Annotated in this window: 12 protein-coding genes; 5 read left to right on the plus strand and 7 right to left on the minus strand. The window is 72.8% G+C overall.

The features are described 5' to 3' along the window. Positions 1–133 precede the first annotated feature (133 nt). Both rsgA and OG734_RS09150 read right to left on the minus strand, forming a co-directional pair. Positions 134–1,246 carry a ribosome small subunit-dependent GTPase A gene (gene rsgA, locus OG734_RS09145; RefSeq protein WP_330286975.1) on the minus strand — a complete coding sequence of 371 codons (1,113 nt, stop codon included), beginning with the start codon at positions 1,244–1,246 and terminating at the stop codon, positions 134–136. Positions 1,247–1,650: 404 nt separating this feature from the next. Further along, positions 1,651–1,854, minus strand: a complete 204-nt coding sequence (locus OG734_RS09150; protein WP_330286976.1) for a hypothetical protein — start codon at positions 1,852–1,854, stop codon at positions 1,651–1,653. Positions 1,855–1,985: 131 nt separating this feature from the next. Between OG734_RS09150 and OG734_RS09155 the strand changes: the two genes are divergently transcribed. From OG734_RS09155 to OG734_RS09175, 5 genes are all read left to right on the plus strand, one after another. Further along, the gene (locus OG734_RS09155; RefSeq protein WP_330286977.1) at positions 1,986–2,852 is read left to right on the plus strand and encodes a DUF4132 domain-containing protein; all 867 of its coding nucleotides are present in this window, start codon (positions 1,986–1,988) and stop codon (positions 2,850–2,852) included. Next, positions 2,849–7,744 carry a DNA-binding protein gene (locus OG734_RS09160; RefSeq protein ID WP_330286978.1) on the plus strand — a complete coding sequence of 1,632 codons (4,896 nt, stop codon included), beginning with the start codon at positions 2,849–2,851 and terminating at the stop codon, positions 7,742–7,744. The genes OG734_RS09155 and OG734_RS09160 overlap by 4 nt, the downstream gene beginning before the upstream one ends. Before the next feature lie 111 nt (positions 7,745–7,855). Next, positions 7,856–9,016 carry an ATP-binding protein gene (locus tag OG734_RS09165; RefSeq protein WP_330286979.1) on the plus strand — a complete coding sequence of 387 codons (1,161 nt, stop codon included), beginning with the start codon at positions 7,856–7,858 and terminating at the stop codon, positions 9,014–9,016. Next, on the plus strand, positions 9,013–12,981 hold the full coding sequence (locus tag OG734_RS09170; RefSeq protein WP_330286980.1) for a vWA domain-containing protein: 3,969 nt from the start codon (positions 9,013–9,015) through the stop codon (positions 12,979–12,981). Before OG734_RS09165 ends, OG734_RS09170 begins: the two co-directional genes overlap by 4 nt. Further along, positions 12,978–14,885, plus strand: a complete 1,908-nt coding sequence (locus OG734_RS09175; protein WP_330286981.1) for a hypothetical protein — start codon at positions 12,978–12,980, stop codon at positions 14,883–14,885. The genes OG734_RS09170 and OG734_RS09175 overlap by 4 nt, the downstream gene beginning before the upstream one ends. A 411-nt stretch (positions 14,886–15,296) precedes the next feature. Here OG734_RS09175 and OG734_RS09180 read toward each other — a convergent pair whose 3' ends face one another. The 5 genes from OG734_RS09180 to OG734_RS09200 all read right to left on the minus strand — a co-directional run bounded on the left by OG734_RS09180 (position 15,297) and on the right by OG734_RS09200 (position 21,607). Next, positions 15,297–16,799: an RICIN domain-containing protein gene (locus tag OG734_RS09180; protein ID WP_330286982.1), complete on the minus strand. Its 1,503-nt coding sequence runs from the start codon at positions 16,797–16,799 to the stop codon at positions 15,297–15,299. A gap of 79 nt (positions 16,800–16,878) precedes the next feature. Then, positions 16,879–18,414 (minus strand): arabinosylfuranosidase ArfA, encoded by a 1,536-nt coding sequence (gene arfA, locus OG734_RS09185; protein WP_330286983.1) that lies wholly within the window; start codon positions 18,412–18,414, stop codon positions 16,879–16,881. Positions 18,415–18,479: 65 nt separating this feature from the next. Beyond that, positions 18,480–19,352: a carbohydrate ABC transporter permease gene (locus tag OG734_RS09190; protein ID WP_330286984.1), complete on the minus strand. Its 873-nt coding sequence runs from the start codon at positions 19,350–19,352 to the stop codon at positions 18,480–18,482. Next, entirely contained in the window at positions 19,352–20,320 is a 969-nt protein-coding gene (locus OG734_RS09195) for a carbohydrate ABC transporter permease (RefSeq protein ID WP_330286985.1), read from the minus strand. Before OG734_RS09195 ends, OG734_RS09190 begins: the two co-directional genes overlap by 1 nt. Positions 20,321–20,335: 15 nt before the next feature. Next, complete coding sequence (locus OG734_RS09200; protein ID WP_330286986.1) at positions 20,336–21,607, minus strand: ABC transporter substrate-binding protein; 1,272 nt, start codon at positions 21,605–21,607, stop codon at positions 20,336–20,338. Positions 21,608–21,765: the final 158 nt, after the last annotated feature.

The raw sequence follows: 21,765 nt of genomic DNA on the forward strand, positions 1-21,765 counted from the left end.
CTTTTCCAGCCCGTCCGGCGATTGAGGACGAGCGCGTTCAGCGCGAAAGGGGGGTCTGGGGCCACAGCCCCCGGAAACGGGTGGGACGGGTAAGGGCGGCGGGGGCGAAGAAACCCCCGCCACCCCGGCGCACCTACCTCTGACGCCCCCGCTTCGCCTCCATCGCCGCCCTCCCCTCCGCCCCCTTCTTCTTCCAGTCCTTCCGGATCTCCGCCCGCAACCGCGCATCGGTCTTGGCGACGATGAACTGGTTCTCCCGCAGCAGCTTGCGGTAACTGTCGAGGCGTCGCTGAGCCAGCGCCCCCGAGTCGACCGCGTCCAGCACCGCGCACCCGGGCTCCGCCGTGTGGGCGCAGTCCAGGAAACGGCACTCGGCGGCCAGTTCCTCGATCTCGGCGAAGACCTGTCCGACGCCGGTACCGGCGTCCCAGAGACCGACGCCGCGCAGCCCTGGGGTGTCGATGAGTACGCCGCCACCGGGCAGCACGAGCAGATTGCGGGTGGTCGTGGTGTGCCGGCCCTTGCCGTCGGCGTCACGGATGCCCTGGACCTCCATGACATCCGCGCCGAGCAGGGCGTTCGCGAGCGTCGACTTGCCCGCACCGGACTGCCCGAGCAGCACGGCCGTACCGTCGGCGACCACGGCCGCGAGGACGTCGATGCCGTCCCCGTTGGTGGAGCTGACGGTGAGCACCGGCACCCCGGGGGCGGTGGCCTCCACGTCCTGGACGAGATACGCGAGTGTCGTCGCGTCCGGTACGAGGTCGGCCTTGGTGAGCACCACGACGGGCTGCGCACCGGACTCCCAGGCCAGCGCCAGGAACCGTTCGACGCGGCCGAGGTCGAGTTCCACGGCCAGCGACACGGCGACGATGGCGTGGTCGACGTTGGCCGCGAGGATCTGGCCCTCGGAGCGCTTGGAGGAGGTCGACCGTACGAACGCGCTCCGGCGTGGCAGATACGTACGGACGTAACGGGGATCACCGGCCGGTTCGACCACGGCCCAGTCGCCCGTGCACACGACCCGCAGCGGATCGTGCGGGGTGACGAACGCGGTGTCGGCGCGCAGCACACCATCGGCGGTGGCGACATCGCACTGCCCGCGGTCGACCCGTACGACACGACCGGGCAGCAGACCCTGCCCGGCATACGGGGCGAACTCGGCCTCCCAGTCCGCATCCCAGCCGTACGGCACGAGCGGATGCGAGGAAGACGAGGACGAACCCAGGAGAGAAGAGAAAGACAAGGGGTGACCCTTCACAAGGGTGGCACCGGCACCGCGCTCACGAGCGCGGGAAAGAGTGAGGTCAGCCGGAGGCCACAGAAGTGGACTTGATGAACTTCCGGATGCGGGCAGCGCCCATCTCAACGACAGCCATCGGTCACACCTCCCAAACCAACCAAGTCACCCGCGGCAACGCCAGGTCGCCGCTCGAACACCACCGACCCTAGAGGTGTCCGAGGTCGCGGCGCCACCGAATAACGGCGCGTCCGACGGCGACTCGCGCGGAGTCGAACGTGCCCACCGCGTTCCCGCCCCGTGATCTGGTCCGGCTCGCGAAATCACGCCGGTGACGCCGAGCACGACCACTGTGGCACCCTCGTCGCCACCGTGCCGCTCGTACCCCGTGGCCCAGCCCCGCAGCACGGTCAGCCCCGGCGGCGGGGCCGCGCGCAGAACTCCGCCGGCAGTCGCCTCTCGCCGACACCGGCCTCGCCGGTGATGTCGACGATCGCCGGACCGCCCTCCCCGGGGCTCTCCAACAGCGGTTCCAGCAGGCCGAGTTCCGCTGTCCTGCTGACGAACGGCGCCATGCCCGTACGCCGCCCCGACCCGTCATACGCCTCAGCCACGACACCCTGCTGGAGGCTCCGCTGGACCGCTTGTCAGTGGCTGCCGATAGCGTTCGCCGCATCGTCACAGCAAGACCGGGACGCACCGGCTCAAGCGTGCTGTTTCCGGACGGTGTCAGGGGTGGAGACCGATGGGTTGGTTGTCGGCGGGCGACGGGTACGAAGTCGCCCTGGTGGAGGGCCGGGTGGCCGCGCGGGCCACGTCCGGACGTGCGGCGGGGCGGCAGCTGAAGTCGCTGCCGAAGGCGGTCCGGGAGCACCCGGAGACGGACCGGCTGCGGCGGTTCGGCGAGTGGCTGGACCGGCACGCGGTGGCGTGCGTGGCGCAGGTGGACACCTGGATGGTGTCGTCGCTGCCGGTGCCCACCGGGCTGTTGGCCCGGCTGTGGCCGGACGAGGCGTGGCAGTCTGCGCTGCGTGACCTCGCGGTCGTCGGGGACGACCCGGACGAGGTGGGCTTCCTGCGGGACGCGACGGACGCCGGTGAGCTGCGGGTGGTGAACCTGGACGGCGAGACGGTCCGGCTGTCGCCTCGTACGGTGACGCTGCCGCACCCGGTGCTGCTGCCCGACCTGGAGGACCTGCGGGAGTTCGCGGCGGAGCTGGGCGTGACGCAGCGGGTGGAGCAGATCCACCGGGCCACCTGGCTCAGGCCGGACGGCCTGGCGGAAACGGTCACCGAGATACGGGAGTTCGCGGGCGGGACGTACGACTCGCGCTTCGGGCTGGCCGCGCGGGCCACCTCGCTGGGCTACCGGGTGTCCGGCGGCTACGCGACCTGCCGGGTGCGGGACGCCAGGCGCAGCATCGAGGCGTCGGTGTGGATCGGGGAGCCGTACTGGGACGGGGACACCGAGACCGGCGGCCTGACCTGGAGTGACGAGGAGGGGCGCACAGTGCGGCCGTCCCGGGTCGGCCCGGTTGCCTGGTCCGAGGGGATGCGCATGGCGGCGGCGCTGTATGCCGGCCGCAAGATCGAGAAGGGCAAGGACGCATGAGCGACACGGGGACCGTCGGGCAGACGGAGGCCGCCGAACTGCTGACGGCCGGGGCGGTGCTGCCGCCGGGTACGGAGGGGGCCGGTGAGCGGGCGGTACCGCTGACCGCGCGTGCGTACCGGCATCCGGGGCTGGACGGCCGGGTGGTGGTGCGGCTGGTCGCGGCCGAACTGGGCGCGGCGGAGGACCTGGCCGCCGGTTTCCTCGGCCTGGAGCCGGCCGGCGAACCGGCCGACGTGGGTCTTGGCCTGCGGCAGTCGCTGGGCTTCCCGGAGTGGGTGCTGGTGCACCACCCGGCGGACGGCCACCACGCGCTGGGCGTCGTACCGGAGCTGGACCGGGTGGCACGGCAGGCGAAGTCCAAACCGAAGGCCGCGCTGGACGCCTACCAGTTGCTCGCCGGTCAGCTGGCAGCCGCCGTGCCGCACTTCCTGCCGACCTTCTACGAGCAGGCCGGCCGGGTCTTCCTGGGGGTGGAGAACGCCACGTACGCGGCGCAGATGTTCACCCGGGCCCGCAGGTCCGAGGCCGAGCACGGCCTGACAGTCGACGAGGAGCGACTGGACGCGGTGTTCCTGGAGTTCGCGCTCGCCGGGGCGCTGCCGGTGAAGGTGCTGTCGGGGTACGCGAAGGAGCTGGTCGCACGGGTCCCGGCGCAGGAGGCGTTCCACCGGTTCCGCAAGCTGTGCGTGCGACGTACGGCGGGTGGGCTGGCACCGTCCGCGCAGATGGCGGGCGACCTTCGCAAGCTGGCCAGGGCCGCGGGCCTGGACCCGGTGGCGGAGGAGGGCGCGTATCTGGCCGAACTGCTGGCGCTGCCCGCCACGTTGCGGGCTGCGGCGGGATGGTGGAAGGCCCACCGTCCGGCGCTGGCGGCACTGGCCCGGCAGGAACCGCAGGTGCGCGGGACGCTGCTGGAGCTGATGCCTTCGAGTGACGACAGGGAACTGCCGGGACTGTGGCTGGAGTTGCTGGAGGAGTCCGGCGCCACGGCGGGGCTCTGCGACGACACGCTGCCGGAGGCCGAGCGCCCGGCGGACGGGACCGCGGGCTGGCTCGGGCGGTTCCTGACATACCGTGACTCCGGGTGGCGGCGGCGTGGCCGACTGCCGGGGCTGTATCCGCTGGTGGAGCGGATGGCCGACCGGCTGCGCGCCGAACTCGCCGGGTCCGATGGCACGTTGCCGGTCACCACCGATGACGTGGACCTGCTGGACCTGCTGCTGTCACTGGAACTGCCGGTCGCCGACCCCGAGGAGCGCGCCCGGCTGAACCTGGAGCAGTGGGCGGAGGGCGAGGACCGGCGTGATCTGGTCGCGCTGGAGGCCGATGCCCGCTTCCGGCCCGCGTTCCGGCGCGGGGCCGACCGGTTCGGCAACGACAAGGACGGTCTGCGGGCCCTGCGGGTACTGGCCCGGTCCCCCGGCGGGCGACCGATGCTGACGGAGTGGGTGCGCGAGGTCGCCGGGCGGTTCGCCGCCGTCGGTCTGCCGGAACTGCCCGACGCCCTGGGCCGGTTGACGTGGCTGCCGGGCGAGACGCTGGCCCTCGCCGAGGACGAGGTACGCGCCGCGGTCGGCACCGACCTCACCCCGGTCGTCGTACGGACCCTGCGGGCCGGCCTCCTCGACGAGCTGGGCTGGCCCACCTGGGAGGAGGCGGCCGCCGCCCTCGTACCCGCCAAGGACATCGACGACCTCGTCGTCGCGGACGCCTGGCCGCATCTGATCGCCTCCGGCTCCTCGCAGGTCCGGGTGCTCGGCGCCGAGGGCACCGTACTCACCCACGACCTGCGGATTCCGGACAAGGACTGCTACGGCGAGCCGGGCTGCCACTACGTGGACGGCGAACTGCTCGTCTACTGGCGGTCCCGCGAGGCGAACGGCGAACTGCGCGGCTACTGGCACCACTCCGCCGACCGCCGGCAGCCCGTGCAGGGCCCCAGCCCCCGGGGCACTCAGGTGAACTATCTCGGCAGCCTCGGCGCCGTCACCCTCCCGCTGCCCGGCGGGGGCCGGACCACGGGCGCCGGTGTGGTGCACCGGGGCGACACCTCCGTACCCGAGGAACGGTCGGTGATCAGCGACGGCACCTCGCACTGGGTGTGGGACTGGGACGGCCAGAACCGCGAGACCGCCGGATGGTACGAGTACGACCCGGCCACCGGTGAACGCGGCCGGCGGAGCCTGCCCGGCTACCTCGCCGACGCCACCAGTACGGCCCCGGCGGGAAGCACCTTCGAGTCCGGCTGGGTGCTGCCCGCTGAGGACGGCGGGTTGCTGGGCTGGCGCGTGGTGAAGCTGCCCGACGGCTCGCTGCGCGGCGAGGACCCGGCCGGGAACGCCGTCGCCCTGCCCGCCGACACCGGACGGCCGGTGCGGGCTCTGCTCTTCCCCGGCGCCGACCGGCCGGTGGCCGTCGTCACGGGCTCCTACGACCTCAGCCTGATCGACCAGGACGGCGTCGTCACGGCCACGGCCAAGACGGACAACCGGCCCGGGACGTTCGCGGCCGGCACCCTGGTGCTGCCGCCGCTGCGCTTCTGGCACTTCCTCCGGCCCCGCGACCCGCAGGGCTCCGAGGCGCTGCGCCGCGTCGACCGCGACACAGCGGCGGCGCTGCTGACCGACGCCGCCCGGGAGCGCGGGGCGACGGACCCGGACGAGCTGCCCGCGCTGATCCGTACGCTGCTGCCGCAGGTCAGTCATGACGCGCTGGTGACGGGCATCGCCGCCGTGGTGCGGTTCGCGGCCACCCAGCAGGCCGCGCTGGACGCGGCTGCGGAGCGCCTCGACCAGGAGCTCGCGGGCGGGCAGCCGGAGACAGGGCTGATCGGTCCCGCCGACCAGGTGCTCGCCGACGCGCTCAACGGCCTCGGCCTCGTCAACTCCTGGTACGGCGCCGATGGCACCGACCAGGTCTGCCGCCAGCTGCGCTTCGTCGGCCAGGCGCTGCGGGACGCCCCCGAGCCGGCGCCGGCGATCCGGCTGCACTTCGACGGGCCGGAGGTGCCGTGGGCGAGGCTGGGCTGGAGGTCCCTTCCCGACCTGCCCGTCGCAGCGGCTTTCCGGGCCGCGGCGGCGACCACCGAGCAGGGGCACCGGGACGCGTTGGGGGAACTCCTCCGCGAGGTGGACGCCCAGGGCCTGGCGGTCCTTGAGCCGACCCGGTGGCGCCGTTTCGAGCTGCGTCTCGACAGCAGCCTGTTCACCATGGCCGACGGCACAGAACGGTCCGGGTCCTGGCTGCATCTGCTCCGGTTGAAGGGCGGCGCGTTCCTGGCCTTCGTGGACGTGGAACGCCCGGACACCGGCAGCTGCGAGTTCACGGCGCTCTTCCACGACCCGGCCGGGCTGTTCGAGGTCCCCGCGCCCTACACGGTGGCGTCCTCGTCCCCGGTGGGCGAGGCCCGGGAGGCCGGGTGGCTCGGGGCGTTCCTGACCGAGCTGGCCGGGCGCGGTGCGGCGCCCTGGTTCCCGGAGGCCGCCGAGGAGTTCGCCCGTCTGACCGGGGTCATGCCGACCACGGCCAGGCTGGTCGTGGCCGGCCTCCCGCAGATGGACACATACGAGCGGAACTTCCTCAGCCCCGAGGCTCGTACGACGCTCGGGGTGAAGGTGGCCGACGCCGCCCTGGCCAAGGACGAGCTGCGCGGCCTGGACGCGGGCTTCCGGCGGGCCGTCGTCCGAGCGCTGCTGCCCGCCGAACCCGCACGGCTGTGGACGGAAGGCCCCGACGTGGCCGCCGCCGCGCAGGTCTGGAACGCCGAGCTGGGCCGGCGGGCCGCAGTCCCCGAAGCGCTGCTCGCGGAGGCCGCCCGCGCGGTGAAGACATCGTGGGAGCCGAGCCGGGCGCTGCCCGCGCTCCTCGACCCGGCCGCCGAACCGCAGTTGAGTCGCGACCTGGCCTGGCACGTCAGCGGGGACCGGGTCCGCCCGGTCGACCAGGACACCACCGGCTTCACCGCCCGCACCCTGGTCAGTACCGTCGCCCTGGCCGCCTGGCTGGCCCACCGGCTCCCGGCGGGTGATCCGATCCGGGCCGTCCTCCCGGCCGCGCTGACCGCCGTACGGGACCGGCTGGCGGGCCCCGGGCTGATGCTCGACCTCGGCGAGTACGTCAGCCTGCCCGACTTCCGCAAGGTGGCCGGCGCCCCCACCGAGACCGGCGAGGGCTACGAGCGCTACGGCGCCGTCATGATGGCCACCCACGACGACCAGCCCGCCCCCGGAATCCGTACGGCGCTGCTGGACGAGGCCGGGACCGACCCGTTCCTGTCTGTTCTGCGCACCGGTGACCAGCGGCCGTTCCCGGCCGAGGTGGCACTGCGCACCGCCGGCGACCCGCGTTTCGCGGCCCTCCTGGCCGATCCCGGTGCCCCGGAGGCGGGGGCGCCGGACAAGGACGGCACCTGGTGGCCGCAGGACCCTGCCCGGTCGGTGCCCGACCTGGTCGGCGAGGCGGCGAAGGAGTACGGCATCGGGGAGGACGCCGCCGTGCTCTACCTGATGCTGCTGGCGATGCCCGACCCGACCGACCGCAACACCGCGCGCTGGACCGGCTGGCCGCAACATCGAGGTGGGGCCGCCCGGCTCAAGGCTGCCCGCGCTGAACTGGCCGCCTCCGGCCTGGTCGTCGAGGCCAGCCGTACCCGGGCCGGGCGTTCGCTCTTCCTGCCCGGCGGCTGGGTGGACCCCAGGTCCCCGCGCCTTCCGCTGGAGCAGTGGAAGCTGCCGCTGTACGACCTGGTCAGCGGTGACCACCCGGCGCTCGGGGTGATCGTCCCGGCCGAACCCGTCGCCGACCTCTACCGCCGGGCCTGGCAGCGGGTCCGCGAAGGCGAAGGACCGCGCTTCCAGGAGCTCAAGGTCCGGCGCGGCCGGCGCCGCTGAGCCCGGCGGTGGACGGGGTGCGGCGCCGGACTGCCCGGCGCCGCACCCCTACCCGCCCCGGACCCCGACTTCTGTACGGCACCCCGTAAAGCACACAGCACAAGGAACCCCATGACCCTGATGGAACAGGCGACAGCGCTCCCCGCCCGGCAGACACTGCCGGCCGAGGAGCGCCACGCCGCCGAACTCGCCTTCCTCGCCGCCCACGACGACGGTCCGCGCCCGCCCCGCTGGGCGCTGACCCCGCGCGCCGTGGTCACCTTCGTCTGCGGCAGCGGCGGCGAGAGCCTGCAACTGCCAAAACCGCATGAGACGCTGCCCGCGCGGCTGGTCATAGCCCCCAAATTCGTCGGCGAACGCGCCCTGGTGGAACGCTGCGTGGTCACCCTCGCCGGTGAACGCGGCCTGCTGCTGGTCGGCGAACCGGGCACCGCCAAGTCGATGCTCTCCGAGCTGCTGGCCGCCGCCGTCAGCGGCACCAGCGCCCTCACCGTGCAGGGCACCGCCGGCACGACGGAGGACGCGTTCCGCTACGGCTGGAACTACGCCCTGCTGCTCGCCCAGGGGCCCACCCCGCAGGCCCTCGTGGCCTCCCCGGTGCTGACCGCCATGCGCGGCGGACAGGTCGCCCGGATCGAGGAGATCACCCGCTGCCTGCCGGAGGTGCAGGACGCCCTGGTGTCGATCCTGTCCGACCGGCGGCTGAGCGTGCCCGAACTCGCGGGCACGGCCGACGCGTTGGTCCCCGCCGCCCCCGGCTTCAGCGTCATCGCCACCGCCAACCTCCGCGACCGGGGCGTCTCCGAGATGTCCGCCGCCCTCAAGCGGCGCTTCAACTTCGAGACCGTCCACCCCATCGCCGACGCCGACGCCGAAACCGCCCTCGTGCACGGCCAGGCCACCGCCGCCGTCCAGCGGGCAGGTGCCGCCTTCGCGGTGGACGACGCCGTACTGGACGCGCTGGTCACCGTCTTCCGCGACCTGCGCTCCGGCCGCTCGGCGGAAGGCTGGGACGTCGAGCGGCCCGGCACGGTGATGTCCACCGCCGAGGCCGTACAGGTCGCCGCCTCCCTGGGCCTGGCCGCCGCCTACCTCCCCGCCGGGGACCTCCTCGACCTCGTGCCCGGGCACCTCCTCGGCGTCGTACGCAAGGACGACCCCGCCGACCACGGGCGCCTGCTCGGCTACTGGGACGGCCCGGTCCGCCGCCGCGCCGAGGACGGCTCCGCCATGTGGCGCCGCCTCTGGGACCTGCGGGAGAACCTGCGTTGACCGTCGACCAGGCGGCGGTGACCGCCGCGCCGCCGAGGACATCCGTCGCCGACCCCCGGGAGGCAGTGGCAACCCTCGCGGCCTCCGTACGGCCGTACCTTCTCGGCGTACGCCACCACAGCCCCGCGCTGGCCTCCGCCGTGCCCGCCCTGCTGGACGCCGCCGGGGCCGAGGTGGTGTGCGTCGAGCTGCCGGCCGACTTCCAGCGGTGGCTGCCGTATCTCGCCGACCCGCGCGCCGTCGCCCCGCTGGCCGTCGCCGGCGCCGGAGAGGACGGCGGGCTCGCCTTCTACCCCTTCGCCGACTTCTCGCCGGAACTCGCCGCGATCCGCTGGGCCCGCGAGCGAGGGGCCGCCGTGCTGTGCTGCGACCTTCCGCTGGCCGATGCGGGCTGGTCCGCACCGGCCGGGCCGAGCCCGACGCAAGGCGGCGGAAAGCCCGGTACGGGCAGCGGTGTGGACACCGGCGCCCACACCCCACCGGCCCACGCCGCAACCGTCTACACCGATGGCCTCACCGCCGCCGGCACCGGACGCGACGGCGACGACCTCTGGGACCGCGCCGTCGAGGTCCTCGCCCCCGGCTGCACCCCCGAAGCCGTCCGCCGCGCCGCCCTCGGCGTCGGCTGGGCCCTCCGCCAGGACGCGGCGGCCACCGGCGGCATCCCCGCCACCGACCTCGCCCGCGAAGCCCATATGCGCCACGTCCTCACCGAGGCCGCCGCCGACGGCCGCCGCGTCGCAGCCGTCGTCGGCGCCTTCCACGCCCCGGCCCTGACCGGCCCGGACGACACGGTGCCGCCCGTGGCCGATGCGAACCGCACCGGAGCCGGATCCGGCACCGCGACCGAGGGGGCCGTTCCGAACGCCCCCATCGGCGCCGCAGCCGACCTGTCCGGTCCGAACAGCACTGCTTCGGTCCCGATCCTGCCCGGCGCGGAGCCGACGAGTGAGGCCGCGCGCCGAGCGCCGGTCACCTCGCTGGTCCCGTACGCCTTCGATCTGCTGGACTCGCGCTCCGGGTACCCCGCCGGAATCCGCGACCCCCGCTGGCAGCAGGCGGTCCTCACGGCCGGCGGCGACCCCGACCGGGTGCGTGACGCCGCCGCCCGCGCGATCACCGCGCTTGTCCGGGAGATGCGCGCTGCCGGGCACACCGCGGGCACCGGTGAGGCGACCGAGACCCTGCGACTGGCCTGCGACCTCGCCAGGTTGCGCGGCCTGCCCGCACCCGGCCGGGGGGAGCTGCTGGAGGCGGTGACCACCGTGCTCGGCCAGGGCGAACCCCTGGGCCGGGGCCGGGCGCTGGCCCGCGCGCTCGAAACAGTGCTGGTCGGTGCCGAGCGGGGACGCATCGCGCCCGGCACGCCCCGATCGGGCCTGGGCCCGTCGGTGGAGGCGGAGTTGGTCACGCTGCGGCTGCCGGGCCCGGACAGCGCGGAACCCCGTGAAATGCGCCTGGACCCGTTGCGGTCCGCACTCGACGGCGGACGGGAGACCCTGCTCCAGCGGCTCCGGGTGTGCGGCGTGGGATACGGCGAGCCGGTCGCGGTGGCCGGTACGGGGGACGCGTCCGCCCTCACCACACGATGGCGGCTGGCCTGGACCCCGTCCGTGCCGGCGCGGCTCGACCTGGCGGGCGTACGCGGCGTCAGCGCCGCCCAGGCCGCCGCCGGAACGCTGCGCGAGACCTACCGTCGCGAGACGGCCGACGGCGGCGCCACCTGCGCACAGCTCCTGAGCGGGCTGCGCGACGCGGCCCGGTGCGACCTGCCCGATCTGGTCGCCGACCGTCTTGCCGAGGCCGCCGTCGTCCTTCCCTCCGCCGCCACCCTCCCCGAACTGCTCGACGCACTCGACCTGTTGGAGGCGCTGCGCCGAGGCCACCTGCCCGGCACCACGCCGGAGGGGCGCGGGCAGGCCGCCGAGTTGGCCGTCACCCTGCTCGAAGCCGCCGTGAGGGCCCTCCCCGGACTGGCCGGCAGCGACGATCCGCAGGACGCCGCCGCGCTGGTCGCCCTGGCGGCCAGGGCCGGCGAACACCACCTCGGGCTGCGGATGGACGACGCCCTGGGTGCTCTCGCGCGCACCGGCTCCCCACTCGTCCAGGGGGCCGCGTCGGCGGCCAGGGTCCTGCTCGACCTCGACAGCCCCGACGCGCTCGGCGCCCGAGCCGCAGGCTGGGTCGACACCGCGACCGGCCCCGACGGCCGCCACCGCCTGGCGCGACTGCTCACCGGCCTGCTCACCGCCGCCGGACCGCTGCTCCAGGCGGCCCCCGCCACCCTCGCCCCGCTGCTGGACCGCATCGACAGACTCACCGACCAGGCCTTCCTGGACCGCCTGCCCGCGCTGCGCGGGGGCTTCGACACTCTCTCCCCGGCGGCCCGCGACCGGCTGCTGCACACCATCACCGAACGCCTCGGCGACCGGCTCGACCTCACGCTGGCCGCCCCGCCCGAACTCATCGCCCTGTGGACCGCCGCCGACACCGCCGGGCTCGCCGCGCTCAACGCCCTGCACCTGCCGTTCCCGGCGGACGGCGTGCCCGGTGCCGACGGCTCAGCCCATCGGGTGGCGCAGGGGGCCCTGGACACGTCCGAAGGAGCCCGCGGATCGGCGCAGCCGCCCGAGACCGCCGCGACAGCACCCGAGCACACCGAGCCGGAAACCGCGAAGGGAAAACCGGCTGACGCCGGGGACGCCTTCACACAACCCGCAGTACCGGCCGCCGTCGCGACCGCGCCCGGGGCTGTGGCCGTCCCGGTAGGCACGGGGGACGAGCCGGCCGGTGCGATGGCGACCACTGCGCCGGCCGGCAGCGCAACGGCACCGGCAGCCGCGGCGGAGCCGCGCCTCGTTCCCGCCGACCGGTGGCGGCTGTTGCTCGGCAGGGAGACCGACCGGCTCCCTGCCGGAGCCCGCCGTTACGCGCACGCCCTCGACGAGTTGTACGGGGCCGGGCGCGGCGAGGGCGCCACCGACCTCGCCGACGGAACGGGCGGCGGCCAGGAGGGGGCCTTCCCCACCGCTCGCGAATGGGCCGAGGAACTCGACGCCCTGTTCGGGGCCGAGGTCCGGGAGGAGGTCCTCGGCAAGGCCGCCGGCACTGGCCGCACCGACGTACTCACACAGCTCGACCCGGACTCCGTACGCCCCTCCGTCGAGCTGCTGGCCTCCGTCCTCTCTCTCGCCGGAGGTATGCCCGAGCAGCAACTCGCCCGGCTCCGGCCGCTCGTACGCCGCCTGGTCGACGAACTGGCCCGCGAACTCGCCACCCGGCTGCGCCCCGCCCTGACCGGCCTCGCCACCCCGCGCCCGACGCGTCGTCCCGGCGGCCGGCTCGATCTGCCCCGCACCCTGCGGGCCAACCTCGTCCACACCCGCCGGCTCGACGACGGCCGGACCGTCGTCGTTCCGGAGCAGCCGGTCTTCAGCACCCGGTCCCGGCGCGAGGCCGACTGGCGGCTGATCCTCGTGGTCGATGTGTCCGGCTCGATGGAGGCCTCCGTCATCTGGTCGGCGCTGACCGCCGCCGTACTGGGCGGCGTGCCCACCCTCTCCACCCACTTCCTCACCTTCTCCACCCGCGTGATCGATCTGACGGACCAGGTCACCGACCCCCTGTCCCTCCTCCTGGAGGTACGGGTCGGCGGCGGCACCCACATCGCGGCCGGGCTCGCGCACGCCCGCTCGCTGGTGACGGTGCCCAGCCGCACCCTCGTGGTCGTCGTCAGCGACTTCGAGGAGGGGTATCCGCTGGGCGGCCTGCTCGGAGAGGTACGTTCGCTGGCCGCGTCCGGCGTCCACCTGATGGGCTGCGCCGCCCTGGACGACACCGGAGCCCCGCGCTACTCGGTGTCCGTCGCCCAGCAACTCGTCGCGGCCGGAATGCCCGTGGCCGCCCTCAGCCCACTCGCCCTCGCCCGCTGGGTGGGCGACCGCCTCCGCGGAGAACCCCGATGAACGAGCAACTCCCGCCCGTCGCCCCGGATGTGGTGGCCGCCGCTGTGGAGGGCCTGACCTCCCGGCTGCGCAAGAAGCTGGACGCGGCGATCGAGCAGTACGCCGCCGTGCCCGCCGCGGTTGAGGGCGACACCGTCTCCGTCAACTGCGGCGAGGACGCCGTGGTCACCCTGGCGCCCGGGCCCTCGGGTACGGTCACCACCGCCGACCAGGCCCGCTGCACATGCCTGCTCGCGCCCCGCTGCCTGCACCGGGCCGCCGTCCTGGGTGCCTGCCCGGTGGCGGACGCGGAGGCCCCGGCGGCGGAGGCCCCGGCGGCGGAGGCCCCGGCGGCAGGGAGCGCGGACAGACCCGAGCCCGAGCCCGTCGCGGCCCCGGCACTCCCCGAGCCGGTGACCGCCGCCCTCACCCCGGCCCAGACCACGGCGGCAGCCGGCCTGTGGTCGGCCGCCGCGGCGGTCCTCGCCGCAGGGGTGCCCGCCGCCGGAGCGGTGCCCCAGGCCGAGCTGCTGCGGGCCGCCCACACGGCCCGGCTGGCCGGCCTGCACCGGGCCGAGGCCGCCGCCGTGCGCGTCGTACGCGGCCTGCGCGGCGCCCGCGCCCGGCACGACGGCCATCGCCTGGCCGACCTGGTCGCCGCTCTGCGCGAACTCCTGCTCACCACACGCCTGTTGGCGGCAGCCCACCCCGACCCGGCCCTGATCGGCACCGCCCGCCGCGGCTACCGGCCGGGCGACGGCGGCCTGCGCGTCCACGGGGTCTGCCGCGAGCCGGTGATCAGCGCCACGGGTTACGGCGGCGTGGTCACCCACCTGGTCACCGACGACGGCCGCTGGTTCTCCGTCGCCGACGTCAAGCCCGGCGGCCCGGCCCGCGCCCGGGGCGCCGCCACGGCTCCCGTCTCCCTCGGCCCGGCCGCGCTCAACCACGCCCAACTCGCGCGCGGCGGCCTGCTGATCACCGGGGCCACGGTCTCCCCGGACGGCCGCCTAGGCTCCGGAAAGGGCGTCCGGGCCACCCCCCTGACCGGCGTCCCCTGGTCATCGGTGCCTCTGGCCGCCCTGTTCGCCCGCCCGCTTGCCGAGACCGTCGCCGAAAGGCTCGCCACGGCCCCCGGCCAGGACGGCGAGGACGGGCGGCCAGGTGAACCGATCGGCTGCGACCTGGTCGTCGTCGGCGCCTCCGGTGATCACCTCCTGGCCCGCGAACTGCAGGCCGCCACCGGCCCCGTCATCCGTCTGGCCCCCGCCAATGCCCACCCCGACCTCGCCCACACCGCCAACCTCCGCCGACTCGCCTCCCGCCCCGGCCTCCACATACGCGTGATCGGCCGGCTCGACCCCGACCGGGCCGCCACCCTGCACCCACTCGCCGTCGGCCCGGTACCCGGCGCCGAAGCGACACTCCGTCTGCCTCCGGAGTGGCTGGACCGCGCCGATCTCGGCTATGACCGCATCCAAGGCGCGCACCTTCCGCCCCCCGACGCCGGTCCGCCCGCCGAAACGCTCACGCCGTCCCCGCCCGACCCGCTGGCCGACTCACCGCTGTGGCGGGTGCGGCGGCTGGTCGAGCTGGCCGTCGCCGGGGGCCGCCGTGCGGTCGCCGAGCCCGCCCGCAGCGGCGATCTCGACCGCGACACGGCTTCCCTGCGCCGTACGGGATTCCGCACCGCCGCCGACCTGGCCGCGGCCCTCACCGCAGCGGCCGACCGCCGCACCCGTGACGTCTTCGGCCGGCTCGACGAAGCCGACCCCGACCACTACGCGTCGGCCTGGCTCGCCGCGGCGGTCCATCTGGCGAGCACCGAACGGGTTCTGGTCCAAGCCACCTGGCAGGCCCACCAGGAAACCTCGGAGGTCCATGACCGACGATCTGTAGATGCCGCGTCGAACATCGATCCGTGAATGCCAGGAGAGGCTTTGGCCATGGCCCAGGGCTACGCCCTCGCTACCACGATGGTGGAGCCGCTGACGCTGACGGAGGCCCCCGATCCCGTGGCGACGACCCCGGGTGACTCCCTCGTAGCCGAAGGCGCCCTGCCCGGACTGGTAGGTGCCGCGCAGGTTCAGGTAGCCGGATCCGTTGCTCGTGGTGGCGCGCGTGGTGAAACCGACGCTGCTCGGCACCCCGTCGAGCGCGGTGTTGACGCTCAGGGTGGTGTCGACCGTGCGGCCGGCCGCACGATCCAGGGAGTGGTCCATTGCACAAACTCCTTTGTCTGCGGAGAGCTGTGCGGAATGCGGGAGTTGGGATGATCCCCCGTAGGGGACGTGCCCCGGCGGTCCGCTCGGTGGCGGGGCCGCCGGGGCACGCGGTCAGGAGACGGTCCAGGTCTCGCTGTTGGTGCTGGCGCTGCCGCCGAGTTCCTGGTCCACCGCCGCTCCCTGGGTGGTGGAGCCCGCGACGCCGATGTGCAGGCCGCTGCCGATGCCCACCAGCATGTAGTTGCTGCCGGTGTAGCTGCCGGTCAGGTCGAGGGCCCACTGCTGGTTGGTCTGGCCGTTGCAGGTCCACTGGTGCAACTGGACGCCGGTGGTGGCCGACTTGTCGGGGACGTCCAGGCACAGGCCGCTCTTGACGCTCTTGAGCGTGTAGATGTTGTCCGCGACCCGGGTGAGGGTCCATTGCTGGTTGGTACCGCCGGTGGACGGCCACTGGATGATCTTGGCGCCGGTCGCCGTGGACCCGCTCGACACGTCCATCAGCATCGAGCTGCCGAGGTTCTTCAGCGTGTGGACCCCTTCCGACGGGATCCCGCTGCCGGCCGTCCACGTGCCCGCGTCCACGTCGAGGGACCAGGTCGGGTACTGGCCGAGGTTCACCGTCGTGCCCCGGATGGTCAGCGGCAGCCAGATCAGCTTCGACGCGCCCAGGTTGGCGGTGTCCCAGCGGTCACCGGCGTAGATGTACGTGGTGCCGGAGGTGCCCTGGACGGTGATGACGTTCGCCGTCTGGCTGCCGTAGGTCTTGGTGCCGGGGGCGGCGAAGTTCCGGAGCGCCGACCACGGGCCGCTCAGTGAGGTGGCGGTGGCGTAGACGTTGTCGTTCAGGCTCCAGCCCGTCAGGTGGGAGCCGAAGACGTAGTACATGCCGCCGATCTTCACCATGGCGGGCGACTCGACGCTGCCACTGCCGCTGCTGCCCAGCACCGCCACCGAGCTGTCCACGGAGAGGTAGTCGGCGGACAGCTTGTAGATGCGCAGGCCGTTGTTGCGGTCCTCGCTGAGCAGGTAGCCGGTGCCGTCGGTGTCCTGGAACAGGCCGAGGTCCCGGCTGAGGTTGCCCTGCGGCCGGAAGCTGCCCCGGTAGGTGTACGGGCCGCACGGGGTGCTGCTGGTGGCCACACCGACCTTGGCCTCGGCGTAGTTGGTGCTGTCGATGTGCATGTACATCACGTACGTGCTGGTCGACGCGTTGTAGATGACCTTCGGCCGCTCCACGATGCGGCTGGGGCCCAGGTCACCACTGGCCTGCAGCCCCAGGGCCTGACCCCGGTAGGTCCAGTTGGCGAGGTCGGTCGAGGTGTAGCACGGGATGTCCTGGAAGGACGTGTCCCCCGACGCCTTGCCGGTCTTGTCCTCGCCGAAGCCGTACCAGGTGCTGCCCACCTTGATGATGCCCAGGCCGTGCAACTGCAGGGTGTTGCCGTTCTGGTCGGTCCGGTCGGCACCCGTCGTGAACGTCACCGAGGCCGCTTGTGCCTGCGTGGCGGGGACGAGCAGGGCGGCGAGACCGCCGAGCAGGGTCAGGAGCGTGACGAGCGTGGTCCGCCATCGGGCACGCGGTGGCGGTGTGCGGTGCGATGTGGTGAAGGGCATGGTCTCGCCTCTCCGTTGAGGTCCGGGGATGGTGCGGGCGTACGGGTGTACGGGTCGAGCGGTGGGATCCTGGGGCCGCTCAGGGGGCGAGCGGGATGGTGATGGTGTTCCAGGACATCGGCGGCAGCAGGGCGCTCAGCCGCCCGCCGTCCGTGACGGTGCCGGTCACCGGCTTCGGCGTCACACGGTCCTGATGCTGGAGCGTGTTGGCCGCGCGGCGGTCGGGGTCGGCCAGGGCGGTATGCGTCACCTGCCCAGACACCGGGCTGAACGCCCGCAGGTCCGCGGTGAGTTCGAGCGGCCTCGTGGTGTCCCGGTTGACAGCGAAGACGGTGAGCGTCCCGTCCTCGCGCTGGACGGCGGTCGCGTGCAGCAGGGGCACCTCGCCGTAGCGGGCGGTGTCGTGGACGGGGCTGTCCAGGGCGAGCCGGAGCACCTGGCCGCCACCGTGGCGGGCCGCGTCGGCGAAGGGATAGAAGATGGTCTGCCGCCAGGCCGGGCCGCCGGGCTCGGTCATGATGGGGGCGATGACGTTCACCAGCTGGGCGAGGCAGGCCGCGGTGACGCGGTCGCAGTGGCGCAGCAGGGTGATCAGCAGGCTGCCGACCACGACGGCGTCGGTGACGTTGTAGACGTCCTCGAGCTGGCGCGGGGCCACGCTCCACTCCGGGGTGTCGGTGTTGTTGACCGGCCGGCTCTGGTACCAGACGTTCCACTCGTCGAAGGAGAGGTTGATCCGCTTGCTCAGCTGGCGCTTGGCCCCGATGTGGTCGGCGGTGGCGACCACCCCGTCGATGAAGGCTTCCATGTCTGCGGCCGAGGCGAGGAAGCTGTCGACGTCGCCGTCGCTCTCCTCGTAGTAGGCGTGGCAGGAGATGAAGTCGACGAGGTCGTACGTGTGCTCCAGGACCGTCGCCTCCCACGCGCCGAAGGTCGGCATGGAGCGGTTGGAGCTTCCGCAGGCGACCAGTTCCAGACCGGGGTCGACGTCGCGCATGGCCTTGGCGGTGACGGCGGCGAGGCGGCCGTACTCGTCGGCGCTCTTGTGGCCGAGCTGCCAGGGGCCGTCCATCTCGTTGCCCAGGCACCACAGGTGGATGCCGTGCGGCTTGTCCACGCCGTGCGAGCGGCGCAGCTCGGAGAAGGCCGTGCCGCCGGGGTGGTTGGTGTACTCCAGGAGGTCGAGTGCCTCCTGCAGGCCGCGGGTGCCGAGGTTGACGGCCTGCATCGGCTCGACGTCGGCCTTGGCCGCGAAGCGCATGAACTCGTTCAGCCCGAACCGGTTCGTCTCGACGGTCCGCCAGGCGCCGTCGAGTCGGCGCGGCCGCTGCTCCACCGGGCCGACTCCGTCTTCCCAGCGGTAGCCGGAGACGAAGTTGCCGCCGGGGTAGCGGACCATGGTGACGCCCAGTTCCCGGATCAGGGCCAGGACGTCGGTGCGCAGTCCGTCCTCGTCGGCGCTCGGGTGGTCCGGTTCGAAGACGCCGGTGTAGACGCAGCGGCCGAGGTGCTCGACGAAGGATCCGAACAGCCGCGGATTCACCTCGCCGACGGTGAAGTTGGGGTCCAGATGGACGGCCGCTGCGAGCGGCGGGTGGCTGACGGGGTTGGGCATGGGTCACTCCGGGATGGATCGGTGCGAAGAGTGGCGTTCTGTGCGGTTGCCGGGGCGCTCTGCGGTCAGCCCTTGATGCCGGTGTGCGCGACGCCTTCGACCAGGTAGCGCTGCAGGAAGAGGAAGACGAGCACCAGCGGCAGGATGGACACGGTGGCGGCGAGGAACAGCTCGTGGATGTTGACGGTCTGCGCGGTGGTGAAGGTCGACAGGGCCACCTGCACCGTCCAGCTGGACGAGTCCTGCCCGATGACCAGCGGCCACAGGAAGGCGTTCCAGTTGGTGATGAAGGTGATCACCGCGATCGCCGCGAAGAAGCCGGTGGAGTTGGGGACGACGATCCGCCAGTACGTGCCCCAGCTGCCGAGACCGTCGATGCGGGCGGCCTCCTCCAGTTCCTTGGGGAAGCCGAGGAAGTACTGCCGGAAGAGGAAGGCGGTGAAGCCGCTGAACAGGCCGGGCACGATCAGACCTTGCAGGCTGGAGACCCAGCCCAGTGACGACACGAGGACGAAGCTGGGCACGAAGGTGACCGCGCTGGGGATCATGAGGGTGGCCAGCACCGCATAGAAGATCTTGTTGGCGTGCCGGTACGGGACGCGGGCCAGCGCGTAGCCGGCCAGGGAGCAGACCAGCAGCTGCCCGGCGGTGCCGAGCACCCCGACGACGAGGGAGTTCCACATGCTGCGCGCCATGGGTACCGCGGGGTCGTTGAACAGCTCGGAGATGTTCTCCCAGTGCAGCTCGGTCGGGAAGAACTTCCAGTTCGTCCCGGTGATGTCGGCGTCGCTGGCCAGGCTGTTGCGGAGCAGCAGGTAGAACGGGACCAGGAACAGCAGCGCCGCGACGACCGCGACGGTGTAGACGGCGACGCTGCCGGCCTGTCCGCGCACTGCGCGTGGACGGCCGCGGACCGGGGTGGTGGAGGAGGTGGCCATCAGCTGTCCGCCTTTCCGAAGCCGAAGATCCTGCCCTGCAGCAGCGTCACCATCGTGATGAGTGCCGACAGCACCAGCGCCCCGGCGCTGCCGTGGCCGAAGTCCTGACCCTGCCCGAGGGCCGTGTAGTAGAGGTAGACCAACGGCGGCCGTGCGTAGGGGGTGTTGGGCAGCAGGTTGTAGAACTCGTCGAACGCCTGGTAGGCCGCGATCAGCATGAGGAGCACCACGGCGACCGAGGTGGTACGCAGTTGCGGCAGGGTGATGTGCCGGAAGGTCTGCCAGCCGGGTCGGGCGCCGTCCGTCCAGGCCGCTTCGTACAGTTCCTTGGGGATCTGCTGGAGGGCGGCCAGGAAGAGGATCATGTAGAAGCCCAGCTGGAGCCAGAGCCGTAGGGTGACCAGCACCATCCAGTACCAGGGCGGGGAGACGGTGCCGATCCAGGCGATGGGTTCGATCCCGAACCAGCCCAGGACGGTGTTGGCGAGACCGAAGCGCACCCCGTTGAAGATCGACAGCTTCCACACCATCGAGGCCACGACGTAGGAGCACGCGGTGGGTATGAAGAACACCGACCGGAAGAAGGCGCGGGCGACGCGGATGCGGTGGACGAGCAGCGCGAGCGCCAGAGCCAGGACGTAGGTGAGAGGGACGACGATCAGCGCGAAGAGCGTGAAAGTCCACAGGCTGTCGGTGAACGGCCCTTCGGTGAGAATGTCCGCGTAGTTGTCCAGGCCGACGAACTTCGTCGGGCTGACCGTGTTCTGGGCCTGGAAGAGGCTCAGGTAGAAGCTCCAGCCGACCGGCACGTAGACGAACAGCAGGAGACCGGCCAGGAAGGGACCCGCGAAGAGCCAGAAGGTGCGGGTGCTGCCGCGCACCCCGTGCCTGTCACGTTTCGCCTTCACCGCGTGGCCGGGTGGCGCGGTGGCGCCCGGACGGGCGCCACCGGTGGTGGTGGTCGTCATGCTTGTCAGGGCCCCTCAGGCGATCTTCTTGAGTTCGGCCTCGACCCGGGTGCGGGCCTTGGCCACCTCGGACTCGGGGTTCTTTCCGCTGACCACGGCGTTGTTCACCATGTCCTGGGAAATCGTCGCCATGGCCTGGGTCCAGTACGGGTCGTCGTAGTGCCCGTTGGTCCCGAAGAGCTTCACCGCCTCGGCGGCGGTGCCGCTCTGCAGCTTGGTGGCCTTCGCCGCCAGGCTCTTGCGCGGGGGGATGTGGAAGCCGTAGGAGGTGCACCAGTCCTCCTGGAGCTTCGTCTGCTCGATCCACAGCCACTTCACGAACGCCTTGGCCGCGTCGACGTCCTTGGCCTTGGCGCTTACGTAGGTGGACCAGCCGCCGTTGTAGACCACCGGGCGGCCGGCGCTGCCGATGGCGGGCAGGGGGACGATGCCGAAGTCGTCGCCCAATGCCTTCTGGATGCCGGGCATCGCCCACAAGCCGCACCACTGCATCGCCGTCAGGCCTTGGATGAACGCCGACGGGTCGAACCAGTCGGTGGGCGCGCCGAGCAGCAGCGTCTTGCTGGTGTACAGCTCGCGCATCTTCTTCAGGCCCTCGACCGTCGCCGGGGTGTCGAAGGCGACCTTGTGGTCGGCGGTCAGCAGTTCACTGCCGGTGGCCCAGACCAGTGGACTGGCCAGGATGTCGCTGCCGGCCTTCAGGCCGAGGTACAGGCCCTTGACCCCGTCCTTGTCGAGCTTGCGGGAGGCGTCTATCAGCTCGTCGAAGGTGGTCGGGGGCTGGACGCCCGCCTTCTCCAGCAGGCTCTTGCGGTAGTACAGGAACTGCGGGTCGTCGATCATGCGGATGCCGTAGACCTTGCCGTCAACCGAGTTGGCGGCCAGATCGTTCTCCGTGAAGTCGGACTTCACGTCCGCGATGATGTCGTCCAGCGGCACGATCTGTCCGGACTTGGCCATCTGGACGTCGGGGTGGAACTCGAAGACGTCCGGGCCGCTGCTGGAGACCAGGCCGCTGGAGAGCTTGGAGGCGTAGTCACCGGGGATCCACTGCACCGACACGTCGGCCTTGCTGTACGCCTTCGCGTACCGCAGCGCCGCCTGCTGGGTGCCGGCCTCGCCGTACTGGTGGTACCACTGGCTGATCGCCGCCGTACCGCCGGTGGAGCCGCCGCGACCGGTGTTCCCGCCGCACGCGGCGAGGAATCCCGCCGCCGCCACGGTGCCGGAGGCGTGCAGGAAGGACCTGCGGCCGAACGATCTGCTGGGGTTCTGCTCAGGGGACATGGCTACCTCTGCTGTGAAGAACGGGTGTGGGTCCGGCCCTTGGGGACGGGGCCGAGACGGCTGGTGATGACGCTGTGGACGGCCGCGGAGTGCGGCCGGATTGAGCGCGACGCGAAGCCCGCAGGGTGGGGGCACGCAATCGGAGGAGGGCATTCCTG

It is taken from the genome of Streptomyces sp. NBC_00576 (genome assembly GCF_036345175.1).
Classification (GTDB): Bacteria; Actinomycetota; Actinomycetes; order Streptomycetales; family Streptomycetaceae; genus Streptomyces.

Excerpts from the sequence above, each read along its gene's own strand:
- OG734_RS09190 (WP_330286984.1), bottom strand. The coding sequence starts at position 19,352 with ATGGCCACCTCCTCCACCACCCCGGTCCGCGGCCGTCCACGCGCAGTG.
- OG734_RS09165 (WP_330286979.1), top strand. The coding sequence starts at position 7,856 with ATGACCCTGATGGAACAGGCGACAGCGCTCCCCGCCCGGCAGACACTG.
- OG734_RS09180 (WP_330286982.1), bottom strand. The coding sequence starts at position 16,799 with ATGCCCTTCACCACATCGCACCGCACACCGCCACCGCGTGCCCGATGG.
- OG734_RS09175 (WP_330286981.1), top strand. The coding sequence starts at position 12,978 with ATGAACGAGCAACTCCCGCCCGTCGCCCCGGATGTGGTGGCCGCCGCT.
- OG734_RS09200 (WP_330286986.1), bottom strand. The coding sequence starts at position 21,607 with ATGTCCCCTGAGCAGAACCCCAGCAGATCGTTCGGCCGCAGGTCCTTC.
- OG734_RS09160 (WP_330286978.1), top strand. The coding sequence starts at position 2,849 with ATGAGCGACACGGGGACCGTCGGGCAGACGGAGGCCGCCGAACTGCTG.
- OG734_RS09195 (WP_330286985.1), bottom strand. The coding sequence starts at position 20,320 with ATGACGACCACCACCACCGGTGGCGCCCGTCCGGGCGCCACCGCGCCA.
- arfA (WP_330286983.1), bottom strand. The coding sequence starts at position 18,414 with ATGCCCAACCCCGTCAGCCACCCGCCGCTCGCAGCGGCCGTCCATCTG.
- OG734_RS09155 (WP_330286977.1), top strand. The coding sequence starts at position 1,986 with ATGGGTTGGTTGTCGGCGGGCGACGGGTACGAAGTCGCCCTGGTGGAG.